Origin of the sequence: Pseudomonas sp. 008 (assembly GCF_016861935.1) — a bacterium.
In the GTDB taxonomy this organism is placed as follows: domain Bacteria; phylum Pseudomonadota; class Gammaproteobacteria; order Pseudomonadales; family Pseudomonadaceae; genus Aquipseudomonas.
Genome location: NZ_BOMA01000002.1, coordinates 184806 through 211273, shown reverse-complemented (window position 1 = coordinate 211273; position 26468 = coordinate 184806). Strand labels below are relative to the sequence as shown.

General features: G+C 60.6%; 23 protein-coding genes. 15 read left to right on the top strand and 8 right to left on the bottom strand.

Annotated features, from left to right (window positions below; all coding sequences use genetic code 11):
* Positions 1-47: 47 nt before the first annotated feature.
* Complete coding sequence (locus JUI81_RS05580) at positions 48-1577, bottom strand: AhpA/YtjB family protein (RefSeq protein WP_028940170.1); 1530 nt, start codon at positions 1575-1577, stop codon at positions 48-50.
* Positions 1578-1711: 134 nt separating this feature from the next.
* On the opposite strand from JUI81_RS05580, the gene serB reads away from it, so the two are divergent.
* Positions 1712-2926 (top strand): phosphoserine phosphatase SerB, encoded by a 1215-nt coding sequence (gene serB / locus JUI81_RS05575; protein ID WP_007939616.1) that lies wholly within the window; start codon positions 1712-1714, stop codon positions 2924-2926.
* 69 nt (positions 2927-2995) lie between these two features.
* Here serB and JUI81_RS05570 read toward each other — a convergent pair whose 3' ends face one another.
* The 4 genes from JUI81_RS05570 to JUI81_RS05555 all read right to left on the bottom strand — a co-directional run bounded on the left by JUI81_RS05570 (position 2996) and on the right by JUI81_RS05555 (position 8441).
* Positions 2996-4783 (bottom strand): hypothetical protein, encoded by a 1788-nt coding sequence (locus tag JUI81_RS05570; protein ID WP_019582191.1) that lies wholly within the window; start codon positions 4781-4783, stop codon positions 2996-2998.
* A 135-nt stretch (positions 4784-4918) separates the two neighbouring features.
* Positions 4919-5779, bottom strand: a complete 861-nt coding sequence (gene asd / locus JUI81_RS05565; RefSeq protein ID WP_007939614.1) for an archaetidylserine decarboxylase — start codon at positions 5777-5779, stop codon at positions 4919-4921.
* 18 nt (positions 5780-5797) lie between these two features.
* Positions 5798-6613 (bottom strand): thiosulfate sulfurtransferase, encoded by an 816-nt coding sequence (gene rhdA / locus JUI81_RS05560; RefSeq protein WP_019582192.1) that lies wholly within the window; start codon positions 6611-6613, stop codon positions 5798-5800.
* A 295-nt stretch (positions 6614-6908) separates the two neighbouring features.
* The gene (locus JUI81_RS05555) at positions 6909-8441 is read right to left on the bottom strand and encodes an HDOD domain-containing protein (RefSeq protein ID WP_204123909.1); all 1533 of its coding nucleotides are present in this window, start codon (positions 8439-8441) and stop codon (positions 6909-6911) included.
* Between the two features lie 166 nt (positions 8442-8607).
* Here JUI81_RS05555 and motA point away from each other — a divergent pair, with 166 nt between their 5' ends.
* From motA to JUI81_RS05540, 3 genes are all read left to right on the top strand, one after another.
* Complete coding sequence (motA, locus tag JUI81_RS05550; RefSeq protein WP_018928515.1) at positions 8608-9459, top strand: flagellar motor stator protein MotA; 852 nt, start codon at positions 8608-8610, stop codon at positions 9457-9459.
* A gap of 3 nt (positions 9460-9462) precedes the next feature.
* Positions 9463-10509 carry a flagellar motor protein MotB gene (gene motB, locus JUI81_RS05545; protein ID WP_204123908.1) on the top strand — a complete coding sequence of 349 codons (1047 nt, stop codon included), beginning with the start codon at positions 9463-9465 and terminating at the stop codon, positions 10507-10509.
* 110 nt (positions 10510-10619) lie between these two features.
* Positions 10620-11786, top strand: a complete 1167-nt coding sequence (locus JUI81_RS05540) for a sterol desaturase family protein (RefSeq protein ID WP_019582195.1) — start codon at positions 10620-10622, stop codon at positions 11784-11786.
* A 41-nt stretch (positions 11787-11827) separates the two neighbouring features.
* On the opposite strand, the gene JUI81_RS05535 is transcribed toward JUI81_RS05540, so the two are convergent.
* Together JUI81_RS05535 and rsgA are read right to left on the bottom strand one after the other, a co-directional pair.
* On the bottom strand, positions 11828-12313 hold the full coding sequence (locus JUI81_RS05535; RefSeq protein WP_204123907.1) for a toll/interleukin-1 receptor domain-containing protein: 486 nt from the start codon (positions 12311-12313) through the stop codon (positions 11828-11830).
* Positions 12314-12613: 300 nt separating this feature from the next.
* Complete coding sequence (rsgA, locus tag JUI81_RS05530; RefSeq protein ID WP_019650697.1) at positions 12614-13645, bottom strand: small ribosomal subunit biogenesis GTPase RsgA; 1032 nt, start codon at positions 13643-13645, stop codon at positions 12614-12616.
* A 107-nt stretch (positions 13646-13752) separates the two neighbouring features.
* On the opposite strand from rsgA, the gene orn reads away from it, so the two are divergent.
* Together orn and JUI81_RS05520 are read left to right on the top strand one after the other, a co-directional pair.
* Positions 13753-14295, top strand: a complete 543-nt coding sequence (gene orn / locus JUI81_RS05525; RefSeq protein WP_019582197.1) for an oligoribonuclease — start codon at positions 13753-13755, stop codon at positions 14293-14295.
* Positions 14296-14533: 238 nt separating this feature from the next.
* Positions 14534-15145 (top strand): trimeric intracellular cation channel family protein, encoded by a 612-nt coding sequence (locus JUI81_RS05520; protein ID WP_028940166.1) that lies wholly within the window; start codon positions 14534-14536, stop codon positions 15143-15145.
* Between the two features lie 93 nt (positions 15146-15238).
* Here JUI81_RS05520 and queG read toward each other — a convergent pair whose 3' ends face one another.
* Positions 15239-16303 carry a tRNA epoxyqueuosine(34) reductase QueG gene (queG, locus tag JUI81_RS05515; RefSeq protein WP_018928507.1) on the bottom strand — a complete coding sequence of 355 codons (1065 nt, stop codon included), beginning with the start codon at positions 16301-16303 and terminating at the stop codon, positions 15239-15241.
* A gap of 63 nt (positions 16304-16366) precedes the next feature.
* Between queG and JUI81_RS05510 the strand changes: the two genes are divergently transcribed.
* The 9 genes from JUI81_RS05510 to hflC all read left to right on the top strand — a co-directional run bounded on the left by JUI81_RS05510 (position 16367) and on the right by hflC (position 26440).
* On the top strand, positions 16367-17866 hold the full coding sequence (locus JUI81_RS05510) for an NAD(P)H-hydrate dehydratase (RefSeq protein WP_204123906.1): 1500 nt from the start codon (positions 16367-16369) through the stop codon (positions 17864-17866).
* Positions 17854-18324 (top strand): tRNA (adenosine(37)-N6)-threonylcarbamoyltransferase complex ATPase subunit type 1 TsaE, encoded by a 471-nt coding sequence (gene tsaE / locus JUI81_RS05505; protein ID WP_018928505.1) that lies wholly within the window; start codon positions 17854-17856, stop codon positions 18322-18324. Before JUI81_RS05510 ends, tsaE begins: the two co-directional genes overlap by 13 nt.
* Entirely contained in the window at positions 18325-19755 is a 1431-nt protein-coding gene (locus JUI81_RS05500) for an N-acetylmuramoyl-L-alanine amidase (protein WP_019582199.1), read from the top strand.
* Entirely contained in the window at positions 19752-21662 is a 1911-nt protein-coding gene (mutL, locus tag JUI81_RS05495) for a DNA mismatch repair endonuclease MutL (protein WP_019582200.1), read from the top strand. The genes JUI81_RS05500 and mutL overlap by 4 nt, the downstream gene beginning before the upstream one ends.
* A complete protein-coding gene (gene miaA, locus JUI81_RS05490) occupies positions 21662-22633 on the top strand; it encodes a tRNA (adenosine(37)-N6)-dimethylallyltransferase MiaA (RefSeq protein ID WP_019582201.1) in 972 nt (323 codons plus the stop codon). Before mutL ends, miaA begins: the two co-directional genes overlap by 1 nt.
* 94 nt (positions 22634-22727) lie before the next feature.
* Entirely contained in the window at positions 22728-22988 is a 261-nt protein-coding gene (gene hfq, locus JUI81_RS05485) for an RNA chaperone Hfq (protein ID WP_007902656.1), read from the top strand.
* A 12-nt stretch (positions 22989-23000) separates the two neighbouring features.
* Positions 23001-24302 carry a ribosome rescue GTPase HflX gene (gene hflX / locus JUI81_RS05480; protein WP_007939591.1) on the top strand — a complete coding sequence of 434 codons (1302 nt, stop codon included), beginning with the start codon at positions 23001-23003 and terminating at the stop codon, positions 24300-24302.
* A 96-nt stretch (positions 24303-24398) separates the two neighbouring features.
* Positions 24399-25571, top strand: coding sequence for an FtsH protease activity modulator HflK (hflK, locus tag JUI81_RS05475; protein WP_019582202.1), 1173 nt, complete (start codon positions 24399-24401; stop codon positions 25569-25571).
* Positions 25571-26440: a protease modulator HflC gene (gene hflC / locus JUI81_RS05470; protein ID WP_007939589.1), complete on the top strand. Its 870-nt coding sequence runs from the start codon at positions 25571-25573 to the stop codon at positions 26438-26440. Before hflK ends, hflC begins: the two co-directional genes overlap by 1 nt.
* Positions 26441-26468: the final 28 nt, after the last annotated feature.

The following is a 26468-nucleotide window of genomic DNA, read 5'->3' as shown; positions in this document are numbered from 1 at the left end:
CGATCACTCATCTGCGGGCTTCTCTATAGCGGGCACAAGGTTACGGGTTATGCCCGGCGTTCGTGCATCCGCGCCAGTTGCCGCTCCAGCATCGATGGATAAGGCTCCATCAGGCGTTCTACGCAGCACGCACCCTCAGGGCTTGCAATCGGGCGGATCCGCGCACGCTGGCGAATCAGCGCGTCGTCGCTGATCTTGCGCTCCACCAGCAGCAGGTTGCGGCTGTGTTGCGACAGGGCCAGGGCATCCTGAGCGGTTTCGGTCAGTAGCAGGTCGATCTGGCTCAAGCCGAACAGTTCGTCGCCCAAGGTCAGGCCCAACTGCAATTGCAGGGTGATGCCGCTGTCGGCGACTTCGATCTGCAACTGATGACCCAGGGCGCGCAGCAACTCACCGCAGCAGATGGCGTTGGTCAGGTAGTCATCGCCGCTGTCTTCGGTATGGAACAGCATCAGCGTGCTGCCATCGTTCAGGGTGTGCAGTTCGCTCTGGTAGAGCGACGCAGCCTGATCGAGGCAATCGCGGTAGCGTTTGAGCAGCTCTTCCAGACGTGCGCGGGGCAGGCGACGGAGTTGATCCTGTGCGCCCAGTTGCACCGCCAATACCGCGCTGTGTTGAGGTACGTTCGATACCTGCGGCTTTGCGACGGATTTCGGCGCACTGTCTGTCGAATCGTCACGCAGATCGGCAAACGGGTCTTCGTCGTCCTCGTCGTCTTCGACCGTGCTGACAATGCGTCGCGGAGCAGGCTTGAGACCTGCCACCGGTCGGCTTTCATCGAAGCTAGGATCACGCAGGTTGCGTACTTCGAAGGCCGGATCGGTCTCTTCGTCGTCATCGCTGTCGTCGAACTCGGGCTCCGGAACGGGCTCGGGTTCGGCCGGCTCCGGCGCGAAATTGGCGTGCAGCTGGCGAGCGAGATCGCCGACTTCATCCTGACGCTCGGTGGCCGGGGTGTATTCGTCGATATTGCGCAGCCACACCCGCAATTGCAGCAGCGGCGTGGAGATATTGCGGCCCAGGCGCAGGCTCAAGGCCAGGGACAGCGCCAGCAGAATCGCGCTCAGAATGCCCATGCTTTGCAGGCTGATGGTCATCGGCTGCTGGAACTGATCCATGTCCAGGCTGATGCGCAGTTGCCCGGCGGTCACGTCCTGGAAGGTGATCTTGCTCTGGTACATGCCTTCGGCTTCGCCCAGCAGGCCGTGCTTGGGACGCTGACCGGCTTCGGCGAGGATGCGGTTATCCACGCTGTAGATGGCAGCGTGGGCCACCAGCTTGTTCTTGGTCAGGTTGTTGAGCAGCACATTCAGGCTGAGGATGTCGTTGGACACCAACAGCTCCGTGGCCGACGTAGCCGTCTGGGTAGTCAGGCTTTCGCCCAGGGCATCCGCCTGCTCGTGCATGGCCTGCTTGAACTGCAAACCCATCACACAGGCATAGATCACCAGGGCCAGAGCGACCAGGATCACGTTATGGCTGGCAATGCGTAATGCGATCGGTACACGGCGATGACGCAGTGCCCGGAAGATCAGCAGAAAGAAGTTATCGGTTTTTACTGGCGTGGGCCGGTTCACTTGAGCTCGGCTCTTTGTCCGTGAAGTTGACGCGCAGTATAGCGACAGGCCCTAGGCCGTCAAAGCGCTCGCGGTGCCCGATGGTCACTGAAAATGGGTAGAATGCGGTTTTTTTCCACCTGCGGGGGTGCGCCTTGCGCGAAATCGTCCTGATAAACATCACGGGAGTCGACCGTCCGGGTCTGACTGCGGCCATAACCGGCGTTCTGGCCCAGGGTGGTGTGAACATTCTCGACATCGGTCAGGCGGTGATCCACGACACCCTGTCGTTCGGCATCCTGGTTGAAATTCCTGACACCGAGCAAGGCAACTCGGTGCTCAAAGACATCCTGTTCAAAGGCTATGAGCTTGAGCAACAAGTGCGTTTCACGCCGGTGTCCGAAGAGGATTACCAGCAGTGGGTCGGCAACCAGGGCAAGAAACGCCACATCGTCACCCTGTTGACCCGCAAAGTGACCGCCGAGCAATTGCAGCGTGTGAGTTCGATTACCGCCAAATACGGTCTGAACATCGACCATATCGACCGTCTGTCCGGGCGCATGCCGCTGGACACCCCGGCCGACAAGGGCAAGGGTTGCATCGAGTTTTCCGTGCGTGGCGAAGCGGCTGACCCGCAAGCGCTGCGGGCTGAATTCCTCAGCGTCGCGCAAGAGCTGAACGTCGACATCGCCTTCCAGGAAGATTCGCTGTTCCGCCGTAACCGTCGCCTGGCGGTGTTCGACATGGACTCGACGCTGATTGAAGCCGAGGTCATCGACGAACTGGCCAAGGCCGCCGGCGTTGGCGACCAGGTGTCCGCGATCACTGAGCGAGCGATGGCCGGCGAGCTGGACTTCCGCGCCAGCTTCAAGGAGCGCCTGGCCTTGCTGCAAGGGCTGGACGTCAGCGTGCTGGACTCCATCGGTGCTTCGCTGCGCCTGACCGAGGGCGCCGAAACCCTGTTCGCGGAACTCAAGCGTCTGGGCTACAAGACCGCGATTCTGTCGGGCGGCTTCACCTACTTCGCCAAGCAGCTGCAGGCCAAGCTGGGCATCGACTATGTGTTCGCCAACGAACTGGAAGTGGTCGATGGCAAAGTCACCGGCGTGGCGGTCGAACCGATTGTCGATGCGCAACGCAAGGCGGATTTGCTGCGTGAACTGGCGCATAAAGAAGGTTTGCGTCTGGAGCAGACGATTGCCGTCGGTGACGGTGCCAACGACCTGCCGATGCTGGCGATTGCCGGGCTGGGCGTAGCGTTCCGCGCCAAACCATTGGTCAAGCAATCGGCGAAGCAGGCGATTTCCACCCTTGGGCTGGATGGCGTGCTGTATCTGCTGGGCTTCCGGGATCGCGACGGGCAGCTCTGAGTTTTCGACCGTCCGGGCGAGCCCTATCGCGAGCCTGCTCGCGATAGGGGCACCCTCTGGGACTCGCCGTTATAGCGACTTCCACAACGAATCGAACTCTTGCGCTACCCCGACCACGCCGCCTTCCGCGGCGTTTTCGTTTCTGGCTACTTCCAGCGAACGGTAGGCAAACTGATTGAAGCTGTTGGTGCCCGTCATCCGTCTCTCCAGCTCGGCCGGGCGTTCCTGGCCATTGGTGTTGATCAACACCTTATTACCTTCCTGGAACGGCAGGCGCGGCGTGAGCAGGGTGGCCGGCAGGTCGATGGCGCTGATAGCGGGCAGTAACAGCCCGCGCAAGTACTGGCTGTGTTCGTCGCCGGAGCGAATCAGTTGCAGGCCGCAGGGTTCGGCGTAAGGCGCAACGTGTTCGATACCCATCTGCGTGCCGCCGCCCCGTACCTGGCGGATCCAGCGCACCACGGCAACGCTCCAGCCTTGACCGGCCGTATCCTCGATACCGACCATTTCGCCAGCCTGCAGTTCGGCAGGCACTGCGCCGGGCCAGGCCAGGCAATAACCGCCAGGGCTGTGATTGATCACCGGTAGCGCGTAGGTCGGGAAATGCTGTTGGCCGGACGCCTCGTGGTTGTCATGTTTCTGAAGGTGTGGATATTCGATCTCTTCGTAGGGCAGCAGCGTGTCTGCCGTGCCATGGGGGGCGGCGTCGAAGGCCTGTTTCCATTGGTCCTTGGCGCGTCCTGCCGGCTCGGCTGCCGAGAACTGCGCGGGGCGGGCGCCGGGTTTTTTCAGGATGTCGTTGAACGGGCGTTTGCCACCGAGATAAAAGTGCAGGGCGCTCATGCCCACGCACAGGGTCAACGTGCCGTGGCCGACGGTGCGCTGGAAACCACGCTCGGAGGCCTGGCCCCAGGCGGCATACAGGTGTTGCAGCGTATCCAGATTCAGCCCCGTCGGAACCGGCAGCGGCGATGCCTTGTCGGCCGATTGTTGCAGATGGATTTCGATGGCGGCGACCAAGGGCTGCGGGTCGATCCCCAACAAGCGCTCCTGTTGTTCGGCAGGGAATTTGACGCGATAACGCGGGCCGCTGTCGAGGTCTGGGGCGACGGCAAACAGCCCGTTGTCCGGTTTGAAGGGTTGCAGCTTGATCCATTGGCTCCAGGGTTCCAGCACTTCGGCGAGCCGGGCTATCTGGTTCTGGCGCAGTTGATTGCAGCGTGAAGCACCCAGCAGGAGGGCGACGACGTAGGTCTGCTCGATACTCAGGCTTTGCGTCTGGCTGGCCAGTTCATCGCGCACGCTCTGATGTTGCAGCTGAAGTTCGCAGCCGATCCGGTACAGCTGATGCAGTTCCAGCCACAGCCCTTCGGGCGCCGGGCAATAGAGCTCAGTGGCGCGGATCAACGTACCGTTCAAGCAATGGACGGCACGTTGCAATGCCAGGGTCAGCAGCGGTGCACGGTCTTTACTGAAACGCGGTGCAATGCGGACGACGATCTGCTTGTAGCCGATCGCCAAGTGGCTCTGCAGCGCCTGGCAAAGGTTGGCAATCTTGCGCGAGCGCTCGTCGAGCACAATGGCCTGGTGCAGAAAATGCCGCTCCAGGAGCTTGCAGACGTAATACACCTCGGGCCGCAGCAATTCGAGCAATTGCAGGCGATTGTCGCTGGGTGTGAGCAGTTGGTTGAGTTCATTCAAGCCTTGGTACAACAGGCGAGCGGTTTCACCGATGTTGGCTTTGGGCAGGTTGGCGATCCAGCGCTTGAGGTCGCGTGGCGTGGCTTCGCAGAAAGACAGGCGCGACTGCGTCGGGATCGGTGCGCGTAGCAGCAGGGCAGGATTGGTCTCATTCATGCCGTGGACAAACTCCGACCGGGAAATGGGCAACGAATGACTTTGACTGTAGCAGCTATGAACGCTGGAGGAGGGGGCGCAACGGGAGGAAATGTCCGATCCCACGAAAGGCGTTCGTGGGATCGGATCGAGGGATCAGGCGGTTGGCAGGCCGATGCCCTGGCCCATCTGCACGGGCGAAAGGGCGCCCAGCCCTTCAGCCCATTTCACTTGATCCGGTCCGAACAGCACGACCGCCGTAGAACCGAGCTTGAAACGACCCAGTTCCGCACCTTTTTCCAAGTGAATCGGCGCACGGGCCGCTTCATCGTAGCGGAAGGTTTTCAGCTCGCGTTTTGGCGGTGTGACCAAGCCAGCCCAAACGGTTTCGATCGACGCCACGATCATCGCACCCACCAACACCACGGCCATCGGGCCGCGCTCGGTGTCGAAAATGCACGCTACACGCTCGTTGCGGGCGAACAGTTCCGGAACGTTTTCAGCGGTGGTCTGGTTGACCGAGAAGATGCGGCCGGGGATGTAGACCATTTCGCGCAGAGTGCCGGCCAGCGGCATGTGCACACGGTGGTAGTCTTTCGGCGACAGATAAATGGTGGCGAAATCGCCGCCCATGAAGGGCGCTGCGTTGGCCGCGTCGCCACCCAGCAGTTCCAGCACGCTGAAGCTGTGGCCCTTGGCCTGGAAAACGCGACCGTGTTCGATCGGGCCGAGCTGGCTGACCGCACCGTCAGCCGGGCTGAGGATCGCGCCTGGAGTTTGATCCAGCGGGCGAGCACCGTCCTTCAAGGCGCGGGTAAAGAACGCATTGAAGTGCTCGTAAGCCGTCAGGTCTTCGACCAGCGCCTGGGACATGTCCACTTGATAACGCTTGGCGAACCAGGCGGTAAAGGCGTTCTTGAACCAGCGCACGCGGCATTCGGCAATGCAGCCGGCCAGTCGCGAGAGCAAGTGATGGGGCAGCAGGTATTGGCTGAGGATAAACAAACGCTTATTCATTAACTGTCCTTGAAAAACTTAAATCTCTACGGGCGTGTCAGGGTGGTTGCCCCATTCGCCCCAGGAGCCGGCGTAGCCTTTGACCCGCGGATAACCGAGCGCCTTGGCCACCAGATAGGTGAAGCCAGAACGATGGTGTGTCTGGCAGTGGGTAATGACTTCTTTGTCTTTGGTAATGCCGAGTTGTTCCAGGATTTTCGGCATGTCGGTGCGGATACGCAGGTTGCGCGCCTGATCCATGCCGGCGGTCCATTCGAAATTGACCGCGCCGGGGATGTGCCCGCCCTTGGCCGCCAACACTTTCTCGCCGGAGTATTCCTGCGGGCCACGTGCGTCCCAGATCGCCAGGTCAGCGGCGCCGAGGCGGCTTTGCAGGTATTCGCGGGTGGCGACAGGTTCGTCGTGCAGGGTCAGGGCGACCGGGCCGCCGACTGCCGGCGGGATCTGGATCGACATGGGCAAACCTTCTGCCAGCCAGGCCGGCAGGCCGCCGTCGACATAGTGATACTTGCTGTGGCCGATGACATCCAGCAGCCAGATAAAACGCCCGGCCCAACCGCCGCCTTCATCGTCATAGACGACATAGACCGCATCAGGGTTGTGCCCCAGTTCGCCGAACAATGCTTCAAGCGCGGCGTGGGTCGGCAACAGGCCAGGCGCAGGTGCCTGCCCCAGCTGAGTGCGTTTTGGATCGACAAAGCGTGCACCGGGGATATGCCCTTCGGCATAGCGGGCGCTGCTGGTCAGGTCCACCAGAATCAGTTCGCGGGAGTCGAGACGCGGGAGCAGGTCGCTCGGTTCGATCACCAGCGCCAAGCCAGAGAAGTCAGACATGTGAGGTCTCCAGAGCACAAAGGGGAGGATTGTAGCGCAGCGTCATGAGGGCCTGTTATCAGTTATTTTGGGGCAGGAAATAACTGTAAACAGCCCCTGAAGGTTAATGCCTCGCCGTAGCAGTTGCCGAGCCTGCGAGGCTACGTTCGGCTGCGAAGCAGTCGTCAAACCATAACTTGAGGTACATCAGGCAAACCGCGTCAGTCGGATTCACGACTGCTACGCAGCCGAACGCAGCCTCGCAAGCTCGACAGCTGCTACGGCGAACGCAGCCTTCGGCAGTCGCTACACGGCCCTATCGGTGGCTAAAGCTGTGCAGGGCCTTTTCGATGCATTGAGCGGTTTTGCCGAACGCTTGCACGGTGATTTCCGAGAACGGTCCGCCGCCCTGATCCGCTACCACGATCATGATCCCCCGGCCGTTGTTGACCAGTGAGCGCAGCAGCAGGTGTTCGCCACTGAATTGGTTACGCAAGCTGGCTGGCAGCAGGGCCGAAAATTGTGCGTTGTTGGCCGGCGTCAGGCGCACCTGGGCCTGTTGCGCGAGCAGGCGTTGCAGCACGGTGCTCTGGCTGACCACCAGGTTCAGGCCGGCCACTTCCTTGGGTAGCCCGGCGGTCTGGTGCACACGCAAATTGGCGTGCGTGCGGTCGGCCATCAGAATCATCACCCGGCGCATGCCACACGCCACCAGAGCGTCCCGGGCCGATGTGGTCAAGTGCATGGCATTGGTAAAGCGGCTCGGCTCCACCAGCAATTCGGCGCATTGCTTGCGCCACTTCGCCAGGTCTTCGGCGGTCGGCGCCGGTGCGGGCAACAAACCGGCATGCACGCGGTGCGCGCCCGGTGGCCAGATCAGCGATTCGGCCGGGTGCCAGAGGTCTGGCATGGCGTGTTGGCGAGCGCTGTTGGCGGCCTGCTGGTGCAATTGTTGTTGCACCTCATCCATCGGCATTTGCAGGTAAAGGCTGGTCAGGTACTGCCAGCGCTCGCAATGGGGGCTGTCCCAGGCCTGTTGTGCCGCCAGCGCCAGACCGTTGGCCAGCAGCACGGTATTGGCGGGCTGATTGAGCCAGCGGCGCAACGTCGGGTCGTCATCCAGGCGGTTCTGTTGGCGCAATGGGTGGTCGCTGTCACGTGCGATGCGCAGGACTTTCACCAGCTCACGTTGCTCGCTGCGCAGCAGCCGATAACCTTGCTGCACCCAGATCGGCAGGCGCCAGACGTCCACCAGCGCCAGACAGATTTCCAGCAGGCGCACGCCGAACAATTGCTTTTCGACTTTGCGTGCCGACTCGCCTTTATGGATAACCCGCAACTCCCACTCTTCAAGCAACTGCGGATGGGTCAGCGCCATGGGCCAGAGTGGCGAGAGAAACAGCAGGCTGCCCCAGTGGATGTCCTGCCACAGTCGCGCCAGGCGACTGGCAAAAAAACCGTTGGCCTGTTGAGTGGCGTGCTGGCTGATCAGTTGAAGCTGGCGCAGGGCGACGGGGATTTGCAATTGGGGTTCGGCGGGCAGGCGGTCGAGCAGTTCTTCGGTGCGTTTCAAACCGAGGCGATTGATCGCCACCTCAAGGTTTTCAGCAGGCTCGGTCATGCTGCCATGGGTGTGACGGTTGGCTTCGCGAATCACGCTCAACGCCAGGGCCGGGCTTTCCTGCATCAGTTCAGCGATGTCACGCAGCGAGCTGCGGTTATCGCGGATGGCTTTGCAGACCCGGTCGTGGCTGGTTTGCGGAACCGGCAGGCGTACGCCATCGAGAAGCTTGACCCAGCTTTCAAGCGTGGTTGGTTTTGGCGTTGGGACGTTCGTTTCGTTAGCCATGTCTGGACGCGATCATCGTCTGCTTTACCTATGCCCTGAACGGGTCAAATTAGCTTTTCGCCTTAACTGGCTATAGTCTGGCGCAGTTTTGCCGATAAGTAGAAGAAGAGATTTTTTAACTTCCGAATATGACCTTGAACCCGACTCAGTAAGTGCTCTCCTACCTATGGCTAAAATTATCGGCATCATCGTCGTATTCGCGAGCGTGCTCGGCGGATACGTGCTTTCCCACGGCAAGATTGCCGCTCTCATCCAGCCTTTCGAGGTGATGATTATCGGCGGCGCGGCCCTTGGCGCCTTCCTGCAGGCCAACCCCGGCCACATGACAATGCACGTGCTCAAGAAGTCCTTGGGCATGTTCAGTTCGCGTTTCAACCACACCTTCTACCTGGAAGTGCTGGGGCTGATTTACGAGATCCTCAACAAGAGCCGTCGCGAAGGCATGATGGCGATCGAAGGCGACATCGAAGATGCCGCCGCGAGCCCGATCTTCGCCAAGTACCCGGCGGTGCTCAAAGACGAACGCATGACCGCGTTCATCTGCGATTACCTGCGCATCATGTCCTCCGGCAACATGGCTCCCCATGAGCTGGAAGGCCTGTTCGACATGGAACTCTACAGCCTCAAGGAAGACCTCGAGCACCCGTCCCACGCGGTGAATGGCATCGCCGACGCCATGCCCGGTTTCGGTATCGTCGCGGCGGTATTGGGGATCGTGGTGACCATGGCATCCCTGGGCGAAGGCGACCAGAAGTCCATCGGTCTGCACGTGGGGGCGGCACTGGTCGGTACCTTCTTCGGTATTCTCGCGGCCTACGGTTTCTTTGGCCCGCTGGCCCACTCTCTGGCTCACGATGCCAAGGAAGAACTGAACACCTACGAAGCCATCAAGGCTTCGCTGGTGGCTTCGGCTTCCGGGATGCCGCCGTCGCTGGCGGTGGAGTTCGGTCGCAAGGTTCTGTACCCGGCGCACCGTCCTAGCTTCGCTGAGCTGGAACAAGCGGTTCGCGGTCGTTAAGTCATGGAAAATAACCAGCCGATAATCATCAAGCGCATCAAGCGCATCGCCGGAGGGCATCACGGGGGCGCCTGGAAAATCGCCTTCGCGGACTTCGCGACGGCGATGATGGCGTTCTTCCTGGTGTTGTGGCTGCTGTCCACCGCGACGCCTGAACAGAAGATCGCCATCGCCGGTTACTTCAAGGACCCGGTCGGGTTTTCCGAAAGCGGTACGCCGTACATCATCGACCTGGGCGGCACACCGACTCTGGCGCCGGAGAACACCCTCAACCCGGAGGTGAAATCTCAGCCGCAGCCAGACAAGGTGACCATCGACGCCGAGCAGGTTGAAGGCATGGCCGAGCAGGTCGAGAAGGAACGCCTGGAGTTGTTGCTGCAAGAGTTGCAGAACAAGGTCAATGAAAACCCGCAATTGCAGAAATTCAAGGACCAGATCCTCTTCGAGATCACCCAGGACGGTCTGCGCATCCAGATCATGGACGCTGAAAACCGCCCGATGTTCGACTCCGGCAGTGCGCGTCTGAAGCCATACTTCGAAGACATTCTGCTGGCCATGGCCGACACCATCAAAGCGGTGCCGAACAAAATCAGCATCAGCGGCCACACCGATGCCAAGCCGTACTCGGGCACCGGCGATTTCGGTAACTGGGAACTCTCGGCCAACCGCGCCAACGCGGCTCGTCGTGCATTGGTCGCCGGCAGTTACCCAGATTCACAGGTGGCGCGCGTCGTGGGTTATGCCTCATCGGCACTGTTCGATCGGGAGAACCCGTTCAACCCGGTCAACCGCCGGATCGACATCGTGGTGCTCACCAAGAAAGCCCAGCGCGCCATCGAAGGCGAACAAGGTGCCGAACCGGCGCCAGCGCCGACGCAAGGGCAGGGTGGTCCGGGCGAAGTGCCGGCGCCGCCAGCCGATCCGAACGCATTGCCGGCGGATAAAGAGCCGCTGCCGGCACACGAACTTCGTGAGCGTTTGAATCTGTTTGATAACCCGGTGCCGAAGCCGGGCGAACCGCCCAAACCCGCTCTACCGCCCAAGCAATAACCTGCAGAAAAGCCACCATGAGTGGCTTTTCTGTTTCTGGCTGCGTCACTGCAGCGTCGCAATGACTCGACTCACTGCAAGTTTGTTTTCGGAATCATGGAAGATCAGTAATGGAAAGACTCAAGTCCTATTTTCAGCAGCATGGCAATGCACCCTTCAAGTTTGGTGAAGGGCGGGTCAGTGGCTACATCTCAGCCACGCTCGGGCTATTGAGCCTGCTGGCGGTCTTCTGCTTTCTCTTTCCCGAATGGCTGACCACCGCCGAACTGCGCAAGGTGTACGACGAGCAGTTTGCGCGCACCACGCTATTGCTTGGGCTGGTACTGTCTTTCAGCCTGGGCACCCTGAATATCCTGCTCAACAAGCGAAAGCGCTTGGGGATCACCGGACTTGTCGCCTCGGGGCTGGCGGTGTTTCTCGGCGGCACCAATGTGCAGATCAGCTCGATTGGGCAGACACCGTACTCGCTGGGGCTGGACTGGTTCGTCCTGGCTCTGCTGGTGTCGGCCATCGTCTTTATCCCCCTGGAAAAACTCTATTCCAAGGACCCTGAGCAAAACATTCTGCGTCCGCACTGGCGAACTGACCTGACCTACTTTTTTGTCAGTCATATGCTGGTGCAGTTCATCCTGATTTTCATCACTGCCTCGTCGAGCTTTATGGCTGGTTGGGCCGTGTCGACGGATTTGCAGGCCAGCGTACAAAGCCTGCCGATCGTTGTGCAGTTCTTACTGGCGGTACTGGTAGCCGACCTCGGTCAGTACTGGCTGCATCGGCTGTATCACGTCGTGCCGTGGTTATGGCGCATGCATGCCGTACATCACTCAAGCACGCACATGGATTGGCTCGCCGGCTCGCGTGTCCACTTCATCGAGATTCTGCTCACCCGCACCGGCGTGCTGGTGCCTTTGATGCTGCTGGGTTTTGCACCCCAGGCGTTGAACGCCTACGTGATTCTGGTCGGGGTGCAGGCCGTGCTGGCCCACGCCAATGTACGGATCAACGGCGGCTGGCTGAATTATGTGCTGGTCCTGCCGCGCTATCACCATTGGCATCATGCCCGGCACAAGGATTACATCTACAAGAACTATGCGATCCATACGCCGCTGGTGGATATGCTGTTTGGCACCTTCAAGTTGCCACCCAAGGAGTGGCCGACGCGCTACGGGGTTTTTGGCAAGGACTTGCCGGGCGGTATCCTGCGCCAGCACTTGTACCCGTTTCAGAAGCCTGGGCTGAAAAGCGTCGAACCGAAACCGCCGGCAGCGGTTTCCTGAGGCCAAAAAAAGCCGCGATGAACGCGGCTTTTTTGCACCTCTCAGAAACCCCGTCGGATGCGACTCTTGAGCTGGTCGTGGAATAGCTCCGCATTGCGTCTGTAGGTGCCGTAAAGGGATTCGCTGATCGAATCGAGTGTCATTGAACGCTTGGTCGCCACTTCTTCACGGTAGGCATCAATGAAAAAATCCAGATCCTTGTCAGTGCTGAGCTTTGGCCATTTATCGAGGTACAGCGGCAGTTCCGTCGGTTCGGTCTGGAATGAGCAAATCCGCCTGTTGCTGATGGTCGCCTCGCCGACTTCGAACGGTACCCACCATGGCGGCACGGTCTTGCCCGAGACCACGGCTATCAGATGCGTGCTCGCGGTGATGTAGCGGGTGATGACCCCGGTGATGTCGTCAGTGGTCTGGGATTCCGGATCCAGCACGTCGAAGTAGGTCTTGATGTTGGCCTGTATCAGACGGCTGCAGATGGCGATCGCGTAGGGGCGATCCGCGTGACAGTAGCTGATGAATACAGGCATCAGACGTGTCCCTTGAGGGCGAGTTCGCGGTAATGGGCGCCTGAACGGTTCCACGAGTGAACGATGAACAAATGATAGGTTGGCATGGCTGTCCCTCGGTATCGCTAATGTGCGAAGAGGGCTTGAATGTATGCAGTTGAATGGCTGGAACAAGGGCTTCGCGGTGAAAGAGAAGTGCCCTTCAAACAGGCGTGCGGATGCCCTACAGAAATATCTGATGTTTAAGTCGATGGGTGGTTTTTGTAGGCTGCTGCGAACAGCCAGCCGTCCCATTGATGTCTGGGCGGCTGGCGCATCTGTTTAATAGCTGTTTTCAGGCAAGCTGGCGATGATCGAGCGGTAGCTGTTCATCCGCTGCTGCTGCACGCGGCCATCTTCCAGCGCCTTGAGCAGGGCGCAACCCGGTTCGCGGTCGTGTTTGCAGTCGCGGAAGCGGCAGGTGCCGAGCAGGTCGTTGAACTCGATGAAGCCGGCTTCGACGTCGGCGCGGCTGACATGGCCCAGGCCGAATTCCCGAATGCCCGGGGAGTCGATCAACTCACCGCCGCCGGGGAAGTGGAACAGCCGCGCGGTGGTGGTGGTGTGGGTGCCCTGGCCCGACAGCTCGGACAGCGGGCCGACGCGGGTTTCGACTTCCGGCAGCAAGCTGTTGACCAGCGACGACTTGCCGACGCCGGACTGGCCGACGAACACACTGATGCGCCCATCCAACAGTTTTTGAAGTTGCTCCATGCCGTTGCCGTGGTGCGCCGACACCTCCAGCACCGGGTAACCCAGCGTGCGGTAAACCGCCAGCAAGGCATTCAGCGCCGGGGCGTTCTGCTCGTCGATCAGGTCGAATTTGTTCAGCAGCAGCAACGGACGGATACCCGCGTGTTCGGCGGCGACCAGATAACGGTCGATCAGGTTGGCGTGAGGCTCGGGCAGCGGGGCGAAGACGATGACGATCATGTCGACGTTGGCCGCCACCGGCTTGAGCTGTCCACGACTGTCCGGGCGGCAGAGCTCGGTTTTGCGCGGCAGTTGCGCCACGATCACACCGATGCCCTGGTTGCCGGCACGCCACACGACCTGATCGCCGGTCACCAGCGCCGGCAGGTTGGCGCGCAAGTGGCAGCGGAATACCTGGCCGGCCAATTCGCCATCGAGAGCCTCGACTTCGACCTGCACACCGAAGTGCGCGATCACCAGGCCCGTCTGTTCCGGACCCAGGTCGCCACCCTCAAGTGCCTCGACAGCCGAGGACTCGCGTTTGGCGGCGCGGGCAGCGCGCTCGCCCTGAATCTTTTCGATGCGCCAGTTTTGACGACGATTGAGTTGGCGTTTGGCCATGGGTGTTCCGTATCGAGAATGCAGCGATTAGGTAAAACGGCCGCGAGTTTAGCACGCCCGGCCGCCTCCCTAGGCTAAACTGCGAACCTACGCCGAGGAGCCGACATATGCAGAACCCGCAGAACCTGATCTGGATCGACCTGGAAATGACCGGGCTGAACCCTGATACCGACGTCATCATCGAGATGGCCACCATCGTCACCGACAGTAATTTGAACACCTTGGCTGAAGGTCCGGTGATCGCCATCCATCACAGCGACGAGATCCTCGCCGGCATGGACGAGTGGAATACCCGTCAACACGGCGGCTCCGGACTGACCCAACGGGTTCGCGACAGCCGCATCAGCATGGCCGAAGCGGAAGCCGAGACCATCGCCTTCCTGGAGAAATGGGTGCCGAAGGGCAAGTCGCCGATCTGTGGCAACAGCATCTGCCAGGACCGTCGCTTCCTTTATACCCATATGAAGTCGCTGGAAAGCTACTTCCACTACCGCAACCTCGACGTGTCGACCCTCAAAGAGTTGGCCGCACGCTGGGCGCCGGATGTGCGCGACAGCTTCAAAAAGGGCAGCACTCACTTGGCCCTGGACGACATCCGCGAATCGATCGCCGAGCTGCAGCACTACCGTAAGAACTTCATCAAGTTCTGATTGGGTATAGGGAGGTTTTTGTGGCGAGGGAGCTTGTCGGAACGCCGCACCGTCCCGTTCGGCTGCGTAGCAGTCGTAAAGTCAGCCGACGCGGTCTATTTGAAGAGTTGCTCTGTCAGCAGATGGGGCTGCTCTGCGGCCCAGCGAGAGCAAGCTCCCTCGTCACAGGTTCCTTTGCCCCCTTTTGGTGCCCTGACGATCTGAGTAGACTGCGCGCCTTCTCGTAAGGACCGCCACCATGTTGCTGATGCTCTACCTGATCGCCATTACTGCCGAAGCCATGACTGGCGCCCTGTCTGCGGGCCGTCGCGGCATGGACTGGTTTGGCGTGGTATTGATTGCATGCGTCACGGCGTTGGGCGGCGGTTCGGTGCGCGACGTGTTGCTTGGCCATTACCCGCTGACCTGGGTCAAACACCCGGAATACCTGGTGCTGACGTCGATCGCAGCGATGTTCACCGTCTTCGCGGCGCGCTGGATGCGCCATCTGCGCTCGCTGTTTCTGGTGCTCGACGCCGTGGGCCTGGTGGCGTTTACCCTGATCGGCTGCATGATCGCCCTGGAAATGGGCCACGGCATGCTGGTGGCCTCGGTCAGCGGCGTGATCACCGGGGTATTCGGTGGCATTCTGCGGGACATCTTCTGCAACGACATCCCGCTGATCTTCCGCCGCGAACTCTACGCCAGCGTCTCGTTTGCCGCGGCGTGGTGCTATTTATTCTGTGTCTATCTGCAATTGCCGGGTGAACAGGCGATCCTGATCACACTATTCGGCGGCTTCCTGCTGCGCTTGCTGGCGATCCGTTTCCACTGGGAAATGCCCAAGTTCGTTTATAACGACGAAGCCTGATTTACACGCAGTCCCTGTAGCAGCTGCCGAAGGCTGCGTTCGAGGCCGAAGGGCTCGCTTCGCAGTCGCGCCGAACGCAGTCTTCGGCAGCTACTACATAAGCCCGTGTTGTTTTAGCGCCCATTCGACATGCTCGCGCACCAGTTCCGACGGATAGTCCCGCCGTGCCTTCAACGCTTCCAGCACCGGAATGCTCGACGGTGCATTGCCCAGGCCGACCGCCAGATTGCGCAACCAACGCTCGTAACCGGCCCGACGCAACGGTGAACCTTCGGTGCTGCTGAGGAATTTTTCTTCGTCCCACATGAACAGTTCGGCCAGTTCGGCGTTGTCCAGGTTGTGCCGGGGTTTGAAATCGCTTTCCCCGGAAGGCCGGGCGAAGCGGTTCCACGGGCAGACGATCTGGCAGTCATCGCAGCCGAACACCCGATTGCCGATCAGCGGTCGTAAATCTTCAGGAATCGCGCTTTTCAGTTCGATGGTCAGGTACGAAATGCAGCGACGGGCGTCCAGCACGTAGGGGCCGACGAAGGCGTTGGTCGGGCAAATGTCCAGGCAGGCCGTGCAGCGACCGCAGTGCTCGGTGGCGTGGGGCGGGTCCACCGGCAGCGGCAGGTCGACGAACAGTTCGCTGAGGAAGAAGTAACTGCCGGCCTTGCGATTCAAGACCAGCGTGTTTTTGCCGATCCAGCCCAGGCCAGCCTGTTCGGCGATGGCCTTTTCCAGCACCGGGGCGCTGTCGACAAAGGCGCGGTAGCCGAACGGGCCAACCACTGCCTGGATTTTTTCCGCCAGTTGTTGCACGCGTTTACGAATTAATTTGTGGTAATCGCGGCCCAAGGCATAACGCGAGACGTAGGCTTTTTCCGGTTGGGCCAGCCGTTGCGCCATGTGCGTGTCGCCCGGCAGGTAGTCCATGCGCAGCGAAACCACGCGCAGGGTGCCCGGTACAAGTTCTTCCGGGTGCGAGCGTTTGCTGCCATGGGCGCCCATGTAATCCATTTCGCCGTGGTAGCCAGCGGCGAGCCAGCGCTCCAGGTGCTGCTCATGCTCGGCCAGGTCGAGGCCGCTGATGCCGACTTGTTGAAAGCCCAGCTCGCGGCCCCAGTCCTTGATGGATTGGGCGAGGGCGGGCAGGTCTGTAGTAATAGCGGGCATGAGGCGAGAGAAACCGGAGCTGAGATGCGTATAATTCTGCCAGACATCGGAGCCTGAAGACGCATGCCGCACACTAAAGATGAATTACCCGACGCGCTGTATAGCGCCGCGCAAGTCCGAGGGCTCGATGCGAGCGTGATCGCGGCCGGTACACCGGGCTTCGAATTGATGCAGCGTGCGGCACGGGCGACCTGGCGTGCGTTGGTCCGCCATTGGCCGGCGGCGCACGAATTGAGTGTGGTAGCCGGTCGCGGCAATAACGCAGGCGACGGTTATCTGGTGGCCGTGCTGGCCCGACGTGCCGGCTGGCATGTGCGGGTGCTGGCCGCCGGCGACCCCGGGCGTTTGCAGGGCGATGCCGCGTCGGCCCATGCCGAGGCGGTGGCCGAAGGCGTGGCCATTCAAGGCTGGACCCCGCACTCCGAGTTGCGCGGCATTGTGCTGGATGCCTTGCTCGGCACCGGCCTGACCGGTGAAGTACGCGAGCCGTTCGCCAGCGTCATCGCCGCGATCAATGCCAGTGGGCTCCCGGTTGCGGCGGTGGATATCCCCTCGGGGCTGTGCGCCGATACAGGTCGCCAGCTCGGCATTGCGGTTCGAGCGGACCTGACGGTGACGTTCATCGGTTTGAAGGTGGGGCTGTTCACCGGTGACGCGGCGGATGTGGTGGGCGATTTGGTATTCAACGATCTGCACGTCGCCCCCGAGACATTCATCGGGGCCGACATCAGTGCGCATCGCCTGACGGTCGGTAATGTGCCGCGTCTCACCGGCCGCGCTCCAACCGCCCACAAAGGCAAGTTCGGCCACGTATTGCTGATCGGCGGTGATCGCGGTTTTGGCGGCGCCATCCTGCTCAGTGCACAAAGTGCCCTGCGCAGCGGTGCCGGCATGGTGTCCGTGGCCACGCGCAGTGAGCACGTTCCGGCCGCCCTGGCGCGTTTGCCGGAAGTCATGGTGCTCGGCACGTCGTCGGCCAATCAATTGATGGGCCTGCTGGAGAAGGCCACGGTGCTGGTCGTCGGCCCGGGGCTGGGGCAGGCCGCCTGGGGGCGCAGCCTGTTGTCGGCCGCGGCCAACGCGTCGCAGCCACAAGTCTGGGATGCCGATGCGTTGAACCTGTTGGCCGAAGGTGGCGTGAGCTTGCCCGCAGGTAGTGTCATCACGCCGCATCCGGGCGAAGCGGCGCGATTGCTGGGGATATCGACAGCTGCCGTACAGGCAGACCGTCCGGCTGCCGCCCATGCGTTGAGCAAAAAATATACAGCGGTGGTAGTGCTCAAGGGCGCTGGCAGTCTGATTGCCAGCCCCGATGGGCGTCTGGCGCTGTGTCATCAGGGCCATCCGGCCATGGCGTCGGCCGGGCTGGGTGATGTGCTGGCCGGTCTGGTCGGCGCCTTGCTCGCTCAGGGCCTGGACGCGTATGACGCGGCCTGCCTGGCGGTCTGGCTGCACGCCAATGCCGGTGAGCAACAAGGTAAATTCGGCCGCGGGCTGGCGGCCAGTGATCTGATTCCAGCCATTCGTCAGTTGTTGGAGGAGCAAGCACCGTGTCTGAAGTAACCCTGTACCTGGCCGATGAACAGGCCATGAGCGATTTTGGCGCACGTATCGCCAAAACCACCGGAGGGCACGGTCTGATCTTTCTTGAAGGGGATTTGGGTGCGGGGAAAACCACGCTGTCCCGGGGCATCATCCGTGGCCTGGGGCATACCGGCGCGGTAAAAAGTCCGACCTTTACCCTGGTCGAGCCTTACGAGATCGGCGCCGTCCGCGCCTTCCATTTCGACTTATATCGATTGGTCGACCCCGAGGAGCTGGAGTACCTCGGCATCCGCGACTATTTCGATGACGACGCATTGTGTCTTATTGAATGGCCCCAGAAGGGTGCAGGCTTTTTGCCAAAGCCCGACCTGACCATTACCATTAGCCCGCAAGACAGCGGGCGTTCGCTGAGAATTTTGCCCCAAGGCTCGCGTGGCGAGTCGTGGTGTGCCGTTTTGGCATTGGAATCCAAATAAATGATGGGGTTAGGTATGCGCTTTCGCGCGTTGGTTGCTGCCGTAGGGGTGTTGTTTTTGGCGGTGACCGTCGACGCTGTGGCCGAGACGAAGGTCAACAGTGTTCGCCTTTGGCGGGCGCCGGATAACACTCGACTGGTGTTCGACCTGACGGGGCCTGTCCAGCACAGCGTCTTTACCCTGACCGCACCGGATCGGCTGGTAATCGACATCAATGGCGCGACGCTCGGCTCGCCACTGAACGTCTCCACGGCCAACACGCCGATCACGGCAATGCGTTCGGCTCAGCGTACGCCGACCGATTTGCGGGTGGTCATCGACCTGAAAAAAGCGGTCACGCCGAAAAGCTTCACCTTGGCGCCGAACGCCCAGTACGGCAATCGCCTGGTAGTCGACCTGTTCGACAACGCGGCCGACGCCGCGCCACCGCCTGCGCCAACACCGTCTGTGGCCACGGTACCCGCCGTACCCGTCACGCCGTCCGAGCCTTCGATCAAGCTGCCACCTGCACCGGCTGGCAAGCGCGACATTATCGTGGTGATCGATGCCGGTCACGGCGGTGAAGACCCGGGCGCCTCGGGCTCTCGCGGTCAGCGTGAAAAAGACGTGGTGCTGGCCATCGCCCGTGAGTTGCAGCGTCAGGTCAATGGCATGAAAGGTTTCCGCGCCGAACTGACCCGTACCGGCGACTACTTCATTCCGTTGCGCGGCCGTACCGAAATCGCCCGCAAGAAGGGCGCCGACCTGTTCGTTTCGATCCACGCCGACGCCGCGCCGTCAGCCGCTGCGTTCGGTGCCTCGGTGTTTGCCCTGTCTGACCGCGGCGCTACGTCGGAGACCGCCCGTTGGCTGGCCGACAGCGAAAACCGTTCCGACTTGATCGGCGGTGCCGGCAACGTCAGCCTCGACGACAAGGACCGGATGCTCGCCGGCGTGCTGCTCGACCTGTCGATGACCGCTTCCCTGACTTCCAGCCTGAACGTTGGCCAGAAAGTCTTGAGCAACATCGGTCGCGTCACGCCGCTGCACAAACAACGTGTCGAACAAGCCGGGTTCATGGTGTTGAAGTCGCCGGACATCCCGTCGATCCTGGTGGAAACCGGGTTCATCTCCAACGCCAACGAAGCCTCGAAACTCGCGGCATCGAGCCACCAGCAGGCGCTGGCGCGCTCCATCAGCAGCGGCGTGCGGCAATTCTTCCAGCAAAACCCGCCGCCGGGCACCTACATTGCCTGGCTGCGCGATTCCGGCAAGATCGCCCAAGGCCCGCGAGACCATCGCGTGAGCCCCGGCGAAACCCTGGCGATGATCGCTGTGCGTTATCAGGTGTCTGCGGCCACCTTGCGCAGTGCCAACAACTTGCAAAGTGACGAACTGAAGATTGGTCAGACGTTGACCATTCCAGGTACTGAACTGGCGGCCAAAGAATGAACCAGGTGCTGACCAACACGGCGCGTATCGAGCTACTCAGCCCGCGGCTGGCGAACCAGATTGCTGCTGGTGAAGTGGTTGAGCGCCCGGCCTCGGTGATCAAGGAGTTGCTGGAAAACAGCCTCGACTCCGGCGCCAAACGCATCGATGTCGATGTGGAGCAGGGCGGTGTCAAGCTGCTGCGGGTGCGCGACGATGGCAGCGGCATTTCCGCCGATGACCTGCCTTTGGCCCTGGCCCGTCACGCCACCAGCAAGATTCGCAACCTGGAAGACCTCGAACAGGTCATGAGCCTGGGGTTTCGTGGTGAGGCGCTGGCCTCCATCAGTTCCGTGGCGCGTCTGACTCTGACTTCCCGCACTCGCGACGCCGATCAAGCCTGGCAGGTGGAAACCGAAGGCCGGGACATGGCGGCTCGCGTGCAACCAGCGGCTCATCCGGTGGGCACTTCGGTGGAAGTGCGCGATTTGTTCTTCAATACCCCGGCGCGCCGCAAGTTTCTCAAGACCGAAAAAACCGAATTCGATCACCTGCAAGAAGTGATCAAGCGTCTGGCGCTGGCGCGGTTCGATGTGGCGTTCCATCTGCGTCACAACGGCAAAACCATCCTCAGTCTGCACGAAGCCCATGATGACGCGGCCCGCGCCCGGCGTGTGGCGGCGATCTGTGGGGCGGGCTTTCTGGAGCAGGCGCTGCCGATCGAAATCGAACGCAATGGCCTGCATTTGTGGGGTTGGGTCGGGTTGCCGACCTTCAACCGCAGCCAGGCGGATCTGCAGTATTTCTTTGTGAATGGCCGTGCCGTGCGCGACAAACTGGTAGCACACGCGGTGCGCCAGGCTTATCGCGACGTGCTGTTCAACGGTCGGCACCCGACATTCGTGCTGTTTTTCGAAGTCGATCCGGCGGGCGTCGACGTCAACGTGCACCCGACCAAACACGAAGTGCGTTTCCGTGACGGGCGCATGGTTCACGACTTCCTTTACGGCACTTTGCATCGCGCCTTGGGTGATGTGCGGCCGGAAGACCAGTTGGCCGCGCCTGTCGCGACAGCCATGGTCCGGCCAACCGGTATCGAAGCCGGCGAGTTCGGCCCGCAGGGCGAGATGCGTCTGGCGGCCAATGCACTGCTGGAGCAGCCCCAGGCCCAGCCGTCATTCAATACCGCGGCGAGTTCTGGCGCCGGTGCCGGTTATCAGTATCAATACACGCCGCGGCCTCAGTCCGGCGTGCCCGTCGCCGAAGCCCAGGCGGCCTATCGCGAGTTTTTCGCGCCGTTGCCCGAGGCTAACGCAGTTGCGCTGCCCGCCGGGCAGGATGACATTCCGCCGCTCGGCTATGCACTGGCGCAGCTCAAGGGCATCTACATTCTTTCGGAAAACGCCCAAGGCCTGGTGCTGGTAGACATGCATGCCGCCCATGAGCGGATCATGTACGAACGCCTGAAAGTCGCCATGGCCAGCGAGGGGTTGAGCGGTCAGCCGTTGCTGGTGCCGGAATCCTTGGCGGTCAGCCAGCGCGAAGCTGACTGCGCCGAAGAAAACGTCGCCTGGTTCCAGCGTCTGGGTTTTGAATTGCAGCGCCTTGGCCCGGAAACCCTGGCCATCCGGCAAATCCCCGCGTTGCTGAAACAGGCCGAGGCCAACCGACTGGTTAGCGATGTGCTCGCGGATTTGATGGAATACGGCACCAGCGACCGGATTCAGGCGCACCTGAACGAACTGCTCGGCACCATGGCCTGCCACGGCGCGATTCGCGCGAATCGGCGCCTGGCCTTGCCGGAAATGAACGGCCTGCTGCGGGACATGGAAAACACCGAGCGCAGCGGTCAATGCAACCATGGCCGACCGACCTGGACCCAACTGGGCCTGGACGATCTGGACAAACTGTTCTTGCGCGGTCGTTGATGAGCCAGTTCCCTCCCGCGATTTTCCTGATGGGGCCGACGGCCGCCGGCAAGACCGATCTGGCCATCGAACTCACCAAGGTCCTGCCCTGCGAGCTGATCAGTGTCGATTCGGCGCTGGTTTATCGTGGCATGGACATCGGCACCGCCAAACCCTCCAAAGAGATCCTGGCCGAATTCCCGCATCGTCTGATCGACATTCTCGACCCAGCCGAGAGTTATTCTGCCGCGGATTTCCGTCGCGATGCGTTGCAAGCCATGAGCGAGATCACCGCGCGGGGCAATATTCCGCTGCTGGTGGGCGGCACAATGCTCTATTACAAGGCTTTGCTCGAAGGTCTGGCTGACATGCCGGCGGCCGATGCGGACGTTCGTGCGCAAATCGAAGAGGAGGCTGCACGCCTTGGCTGGCAAGCCCTGCACGATCAATTGGCGGTGATTGATCCGCAATCCGCGGCGCGAATTCACCCGAACGATCCGCAGCGCCTTAGTCGTGCACTGGAAGTTTATCGTGTCAGCGGTCAGAGCATGACTGAGCTACGCTTGCGACAATCTGCGCAAAGTACTGAAGCAGCCGCTTCGGGACTGCAACAATTGCCCTATACTGTCGCGAACTTGGCCATCGCTCCGGCAAATCGCCAGGTACTGCACGAGCGCATTAAACAAAGATTCACAAATATGTTGGAACAGGGATTCGTCGACGAGGTCGTAGCCCTGCGAGATAGAGGTGACTTGCATTCCGGGTTGCCGTCTATACGTGCTGTAGGTTATCGACAAGTCTGGGATTACCTGGATGGCAAGCTGACGCAAGCCGAGATGCAGGAGCGTGGAATCATTGCCACGCGCCAATTGGCGAAGCGCCAGTTCACCTGGCTGCGCAGTTGGGCTGATTTACACTGGTTGGACAGCCTCGATTGCGACAATCTGCCGCGCGCCTTGAAATACCTCGGGACCATCTCCATATTGAGCTGAGTCCTTGCAATTGCCGTCTATCCTTGGGGGTGTGACGGCCCCAAGCCATCTGTTTACCTATTTTTTATATTGAATCCTTAAAGGAGTGCGGCACATGTCAAAAGGGCATTCGCTACAAGACCCTTACTTGAATACTTTACGTAAAGAGAAAGTGGGGGTTTCCATCTACCTGGTCAACGGGATCAAACTGCAAGGCACGATCGAGTCTTTCGACCAGTTCGTTATCCTGCTGAAAAACACCGTCAGCCAGATGGTTTACAAACACGCTATCTCTACAGTGGTGCCAGTTCGTCCAATTCGTCTGCCTAGCGCAACCGAATCCGAAGCAGGCGACGCTGAGCCAGGTAACGCCTGATAGGAGTCTCCTTTGTTCTTTGAGCGCCACGGTGGTGGTGAGCGGGCAATTCTCGTTCACTTGGATGGTCAGGACCCTGAGGCGCGCGAAGATCCGCAGGAGTTTCAGGAGTTGGCAATTTCGGCTGGTGCCGAGACCGTCGCGTTTTTTAACGTGCCGCGTCATCGGCCAACCGCCAAAACCCTGATCAGCAGCGGCAAGGTCGAAGAGTTACGCGACCTGGTCAAAGCCGAACAGGTCGATCTGGTGATTTTCAATCACATCCTCACGCCCAGTCAGGAACGTAACCTCGAACGTATTTTCGAGTGTCGCGTGATCGATCGCACGGGTCTGATTCTCGATATTTTCGCGCAACGCGCTCGCACCCATGAAGGCAAGCTCCAGGTCGAACTGGCCCAGCTTGAGTACATGAGTACGCGACTGGTTCGCGGCTGGACTCACCTTGAGCGGCAGAAGGGTGGTATCGGTCTGCGTGGGCCGGGTGAAACCCAGCTGGAAACCGACCGGCGCCTGTTGCGGATTCGTCTGCGTCAGATCAAGGGGCGCCTGGAAAAGGTCCGCAGCCAGCGCGAGCAGTCTCGTCGCGGGCGCAAGCGTGCTGACATTCCGACGGTTTCACTGGTGGGTTATACCAACGCCGGCAAATCGACGCTGTTCAACTCGGTCACCGATTCCGACGTCTTTGCCGCCAACCAGCTATTCGCGACCCTCGACCCGACCTTGCGCCGACTCGAACTCGAGGATCTCGGGCCGATCGTGTTGGCCGACACCGTGGGCTTCATTCGTCACCTGCCGCACAAACTGGTCGAAGCATTTCGAGCTACGCTCGAAGAGTCGAGCAACTCCGACCTGCTGCTGCACGTGATCGATGCGCACGAGCCTGATCGTATGGCCCAGATCGAACAGGTCATGGTGGTGCTCGGGGAGATCGGGGCACAAGACTTGCCGATCCTTGAGGTATACAACAAACTCGATTTGCTCGAGGGGGTTGAGCCGCAGATCCAGCGCGATGCCGATGGCAAGCCGCAGCGGGTCTGGTTGTCGGCCAAGGACGGTACCGGCCTGGACTTGCTCAAGCAGGCAGTGGCGGAACTGTTGGGCAGCGATTTGTTTGTTGGCACCTTGCGCTTGCCGCAACGTTTTGCTCGACTGCGTGCGCAGTTTTTCGAACTCGGTGCGGTGCAAAAAGAAGAACACGACGAAGAAGGCATCAGTCTGCTGGCCGTTCGCTTGCCACGGATCGAATTGAATCGACTCGTGAGCCGCGAAGGTCTGCAACCGATGGAATTCATCGAGCAACACACTTTGCAATAAAAGCCTGAGAAAGCGGTTGTGCCGCGGTGACAGGCATTCTGTAGCATTGGTCGGCGCGCCGTGGGTGCGTCTTTGCTTTATCAGATGGAGAGCGCTATGGCTTGGAATGAGCCGGGTGGCAACTCGAATAATCAGGATCCTTGGGGTGGCAAGCGCCGCAATAACGGCGACCGCAAGGGACCACCGGATCTCGACGAGGCCTTCCGAAAGCTGCAGGAAAGCCTGAACGGGTTGTTCGGTGGTGGCAAGAAACGCGGTGACGAGGGCGGTGGTCCGGGCAAGAGTGGCGGCTTTGGCGGCCTGCTCGGCATCGGTCTGACCGTGCTGGCGGCCGTGTGGCTGTACAGCGCTGTCTACGTGGTCGACGAGCAGGAGCAGGCCGTGGTGCTGCGCTTCGGCAAATATTATGAAACCGTCGGCCCGGGCCTGAACATCTATTTCCCGCCGATCGATCGCAAGTACCTGGAAAACGTCACGCGTGAGCGTGCCTATACCAAGCAGGGTCAAATGCTGACTGAAGACGAAAACATCGTCGAAGTGCCGCTGACCGTGCAGTACAAGATCAGCAACCTGCAGGACTTCGTGCTGAACGTCGATCAGCCGGAAATCAGTCTGCAGCATGCGACCGACAGTGCCTTGCGCCACGTGGTGGGTTCTACCGCCATGGACCAGGTGCTGACCGAAGGTCGTGAATTGATGGCCAGCGAAATCAAGGAGCGTCTGCAACGTTTCCTCGATACCTACCGCACCGGTATCACCGTCACTCAGGTCAACGTACAGAGCGCTGCTGCACCGCGTGAAGTCCAGGAAGCCTTCGATGACGTGATCCGCGCCCGTGAAGACGAGCAGCGTTCGCGTAACCAGGCTGAAACCTACGCCAACGGCGTCGTGCCGGAAGCCCGTGGTCAGGCCCAGCGCATCCTCGAGGATGCCAACGGTTACCGCGACGAGACCGTCTCCCGCGCCAAAGGTGAGGCTGACCGCTTCACTAAGCTGGTGGCCGAATACCGCAAGGCGCCTGAAGTTACCCGTCAGCGTCTGTACCTGGACACCATGCAGGAAATCTTCAGCAACACCAGCAAGGTTCTCGTGACCGGCAACAAGAATGGCCAGAGCAATCTGCTGTATCTGCCGCTGGACAAGATGGTCGAGGATGGTCGCCGCACCAGCACTCCGGTGACCGGCGCAGCAGCCAGCAGCAATGAAGTGAATGTGCGTGCGGCAGCTGATCTGCAGCAACAGCAGGCACGTACCAGGGAGAGTCGCTGATGAGCAATAAATCGCTGATCGCCCTTATTGTCGGCGTCGTCGTGGCGATCGTTGCCTGGAACTGCTTCTACATCGTGGCTCAGACCGAGCGCGCGGTGTTGCTGCAGTTCGGTCGCGTGGTCCAGGCCGATGTTCAGCCGGGCCTGCATGTGAAAGTGCCTTACGTTAACAAGGTGCGCATATTCGATGCGCGTCTGATGACGCTGGATGCACCGACACAGCGCTTCCTGACGCTGGAAAAGAAAGCCGTGATGGTCGATGCCTACGCCAAGTGGCGCGTGAAAGATGCCGAGCGCTTCTACACCGCGACTTCCGGCCTCAAGCAGATTGCCGACGAGCGCCTGTCCCGTCGTCTGGAGTCGGGCCTGCGTGACCAGTTCGGTAAACGCACCCTGCACGAAGTGGTATCCGGTGAACGTGATGCGCTGATGGCAGACATCACCGCTTCGCTGAACAAGATGGCGGAAAAAGAGCTGGGCATTGAAGTTGTCGATGTCCGGGTCAAAGCCATCGACCTGCCGAAGGAAGTGAACCGCAGCGTGTTCGAGCGTATGAGCACCGAGCGTGAGCGTGAAGCTCGCGAGCACCGCGCCAAGGGTAACGAGCTGGCCGAAGGCATCCGTGCCGACGCCGACCGTCAACGCCGCGTGCTGCTGGCTGAAGCCTATCGTGAATCCGAAGAGGTGCGCGGTGATGGTGATGCCCAGGCTGCTGCGATCTACTCTAAGGCATACGGCCAGGATCAGGAGTTCTACGCGTTCTACCGTAGCCTGCGTGCCTACCGTGAAAGCTTCGCGAACAAATCCGACGTCATGGTCCTGGACCCGAGCAGTGACTTCTTCCGTTACCTGGAAAAAGCCAAGCCTTGATACGACGTTGACCTGAATCATCCCCCGC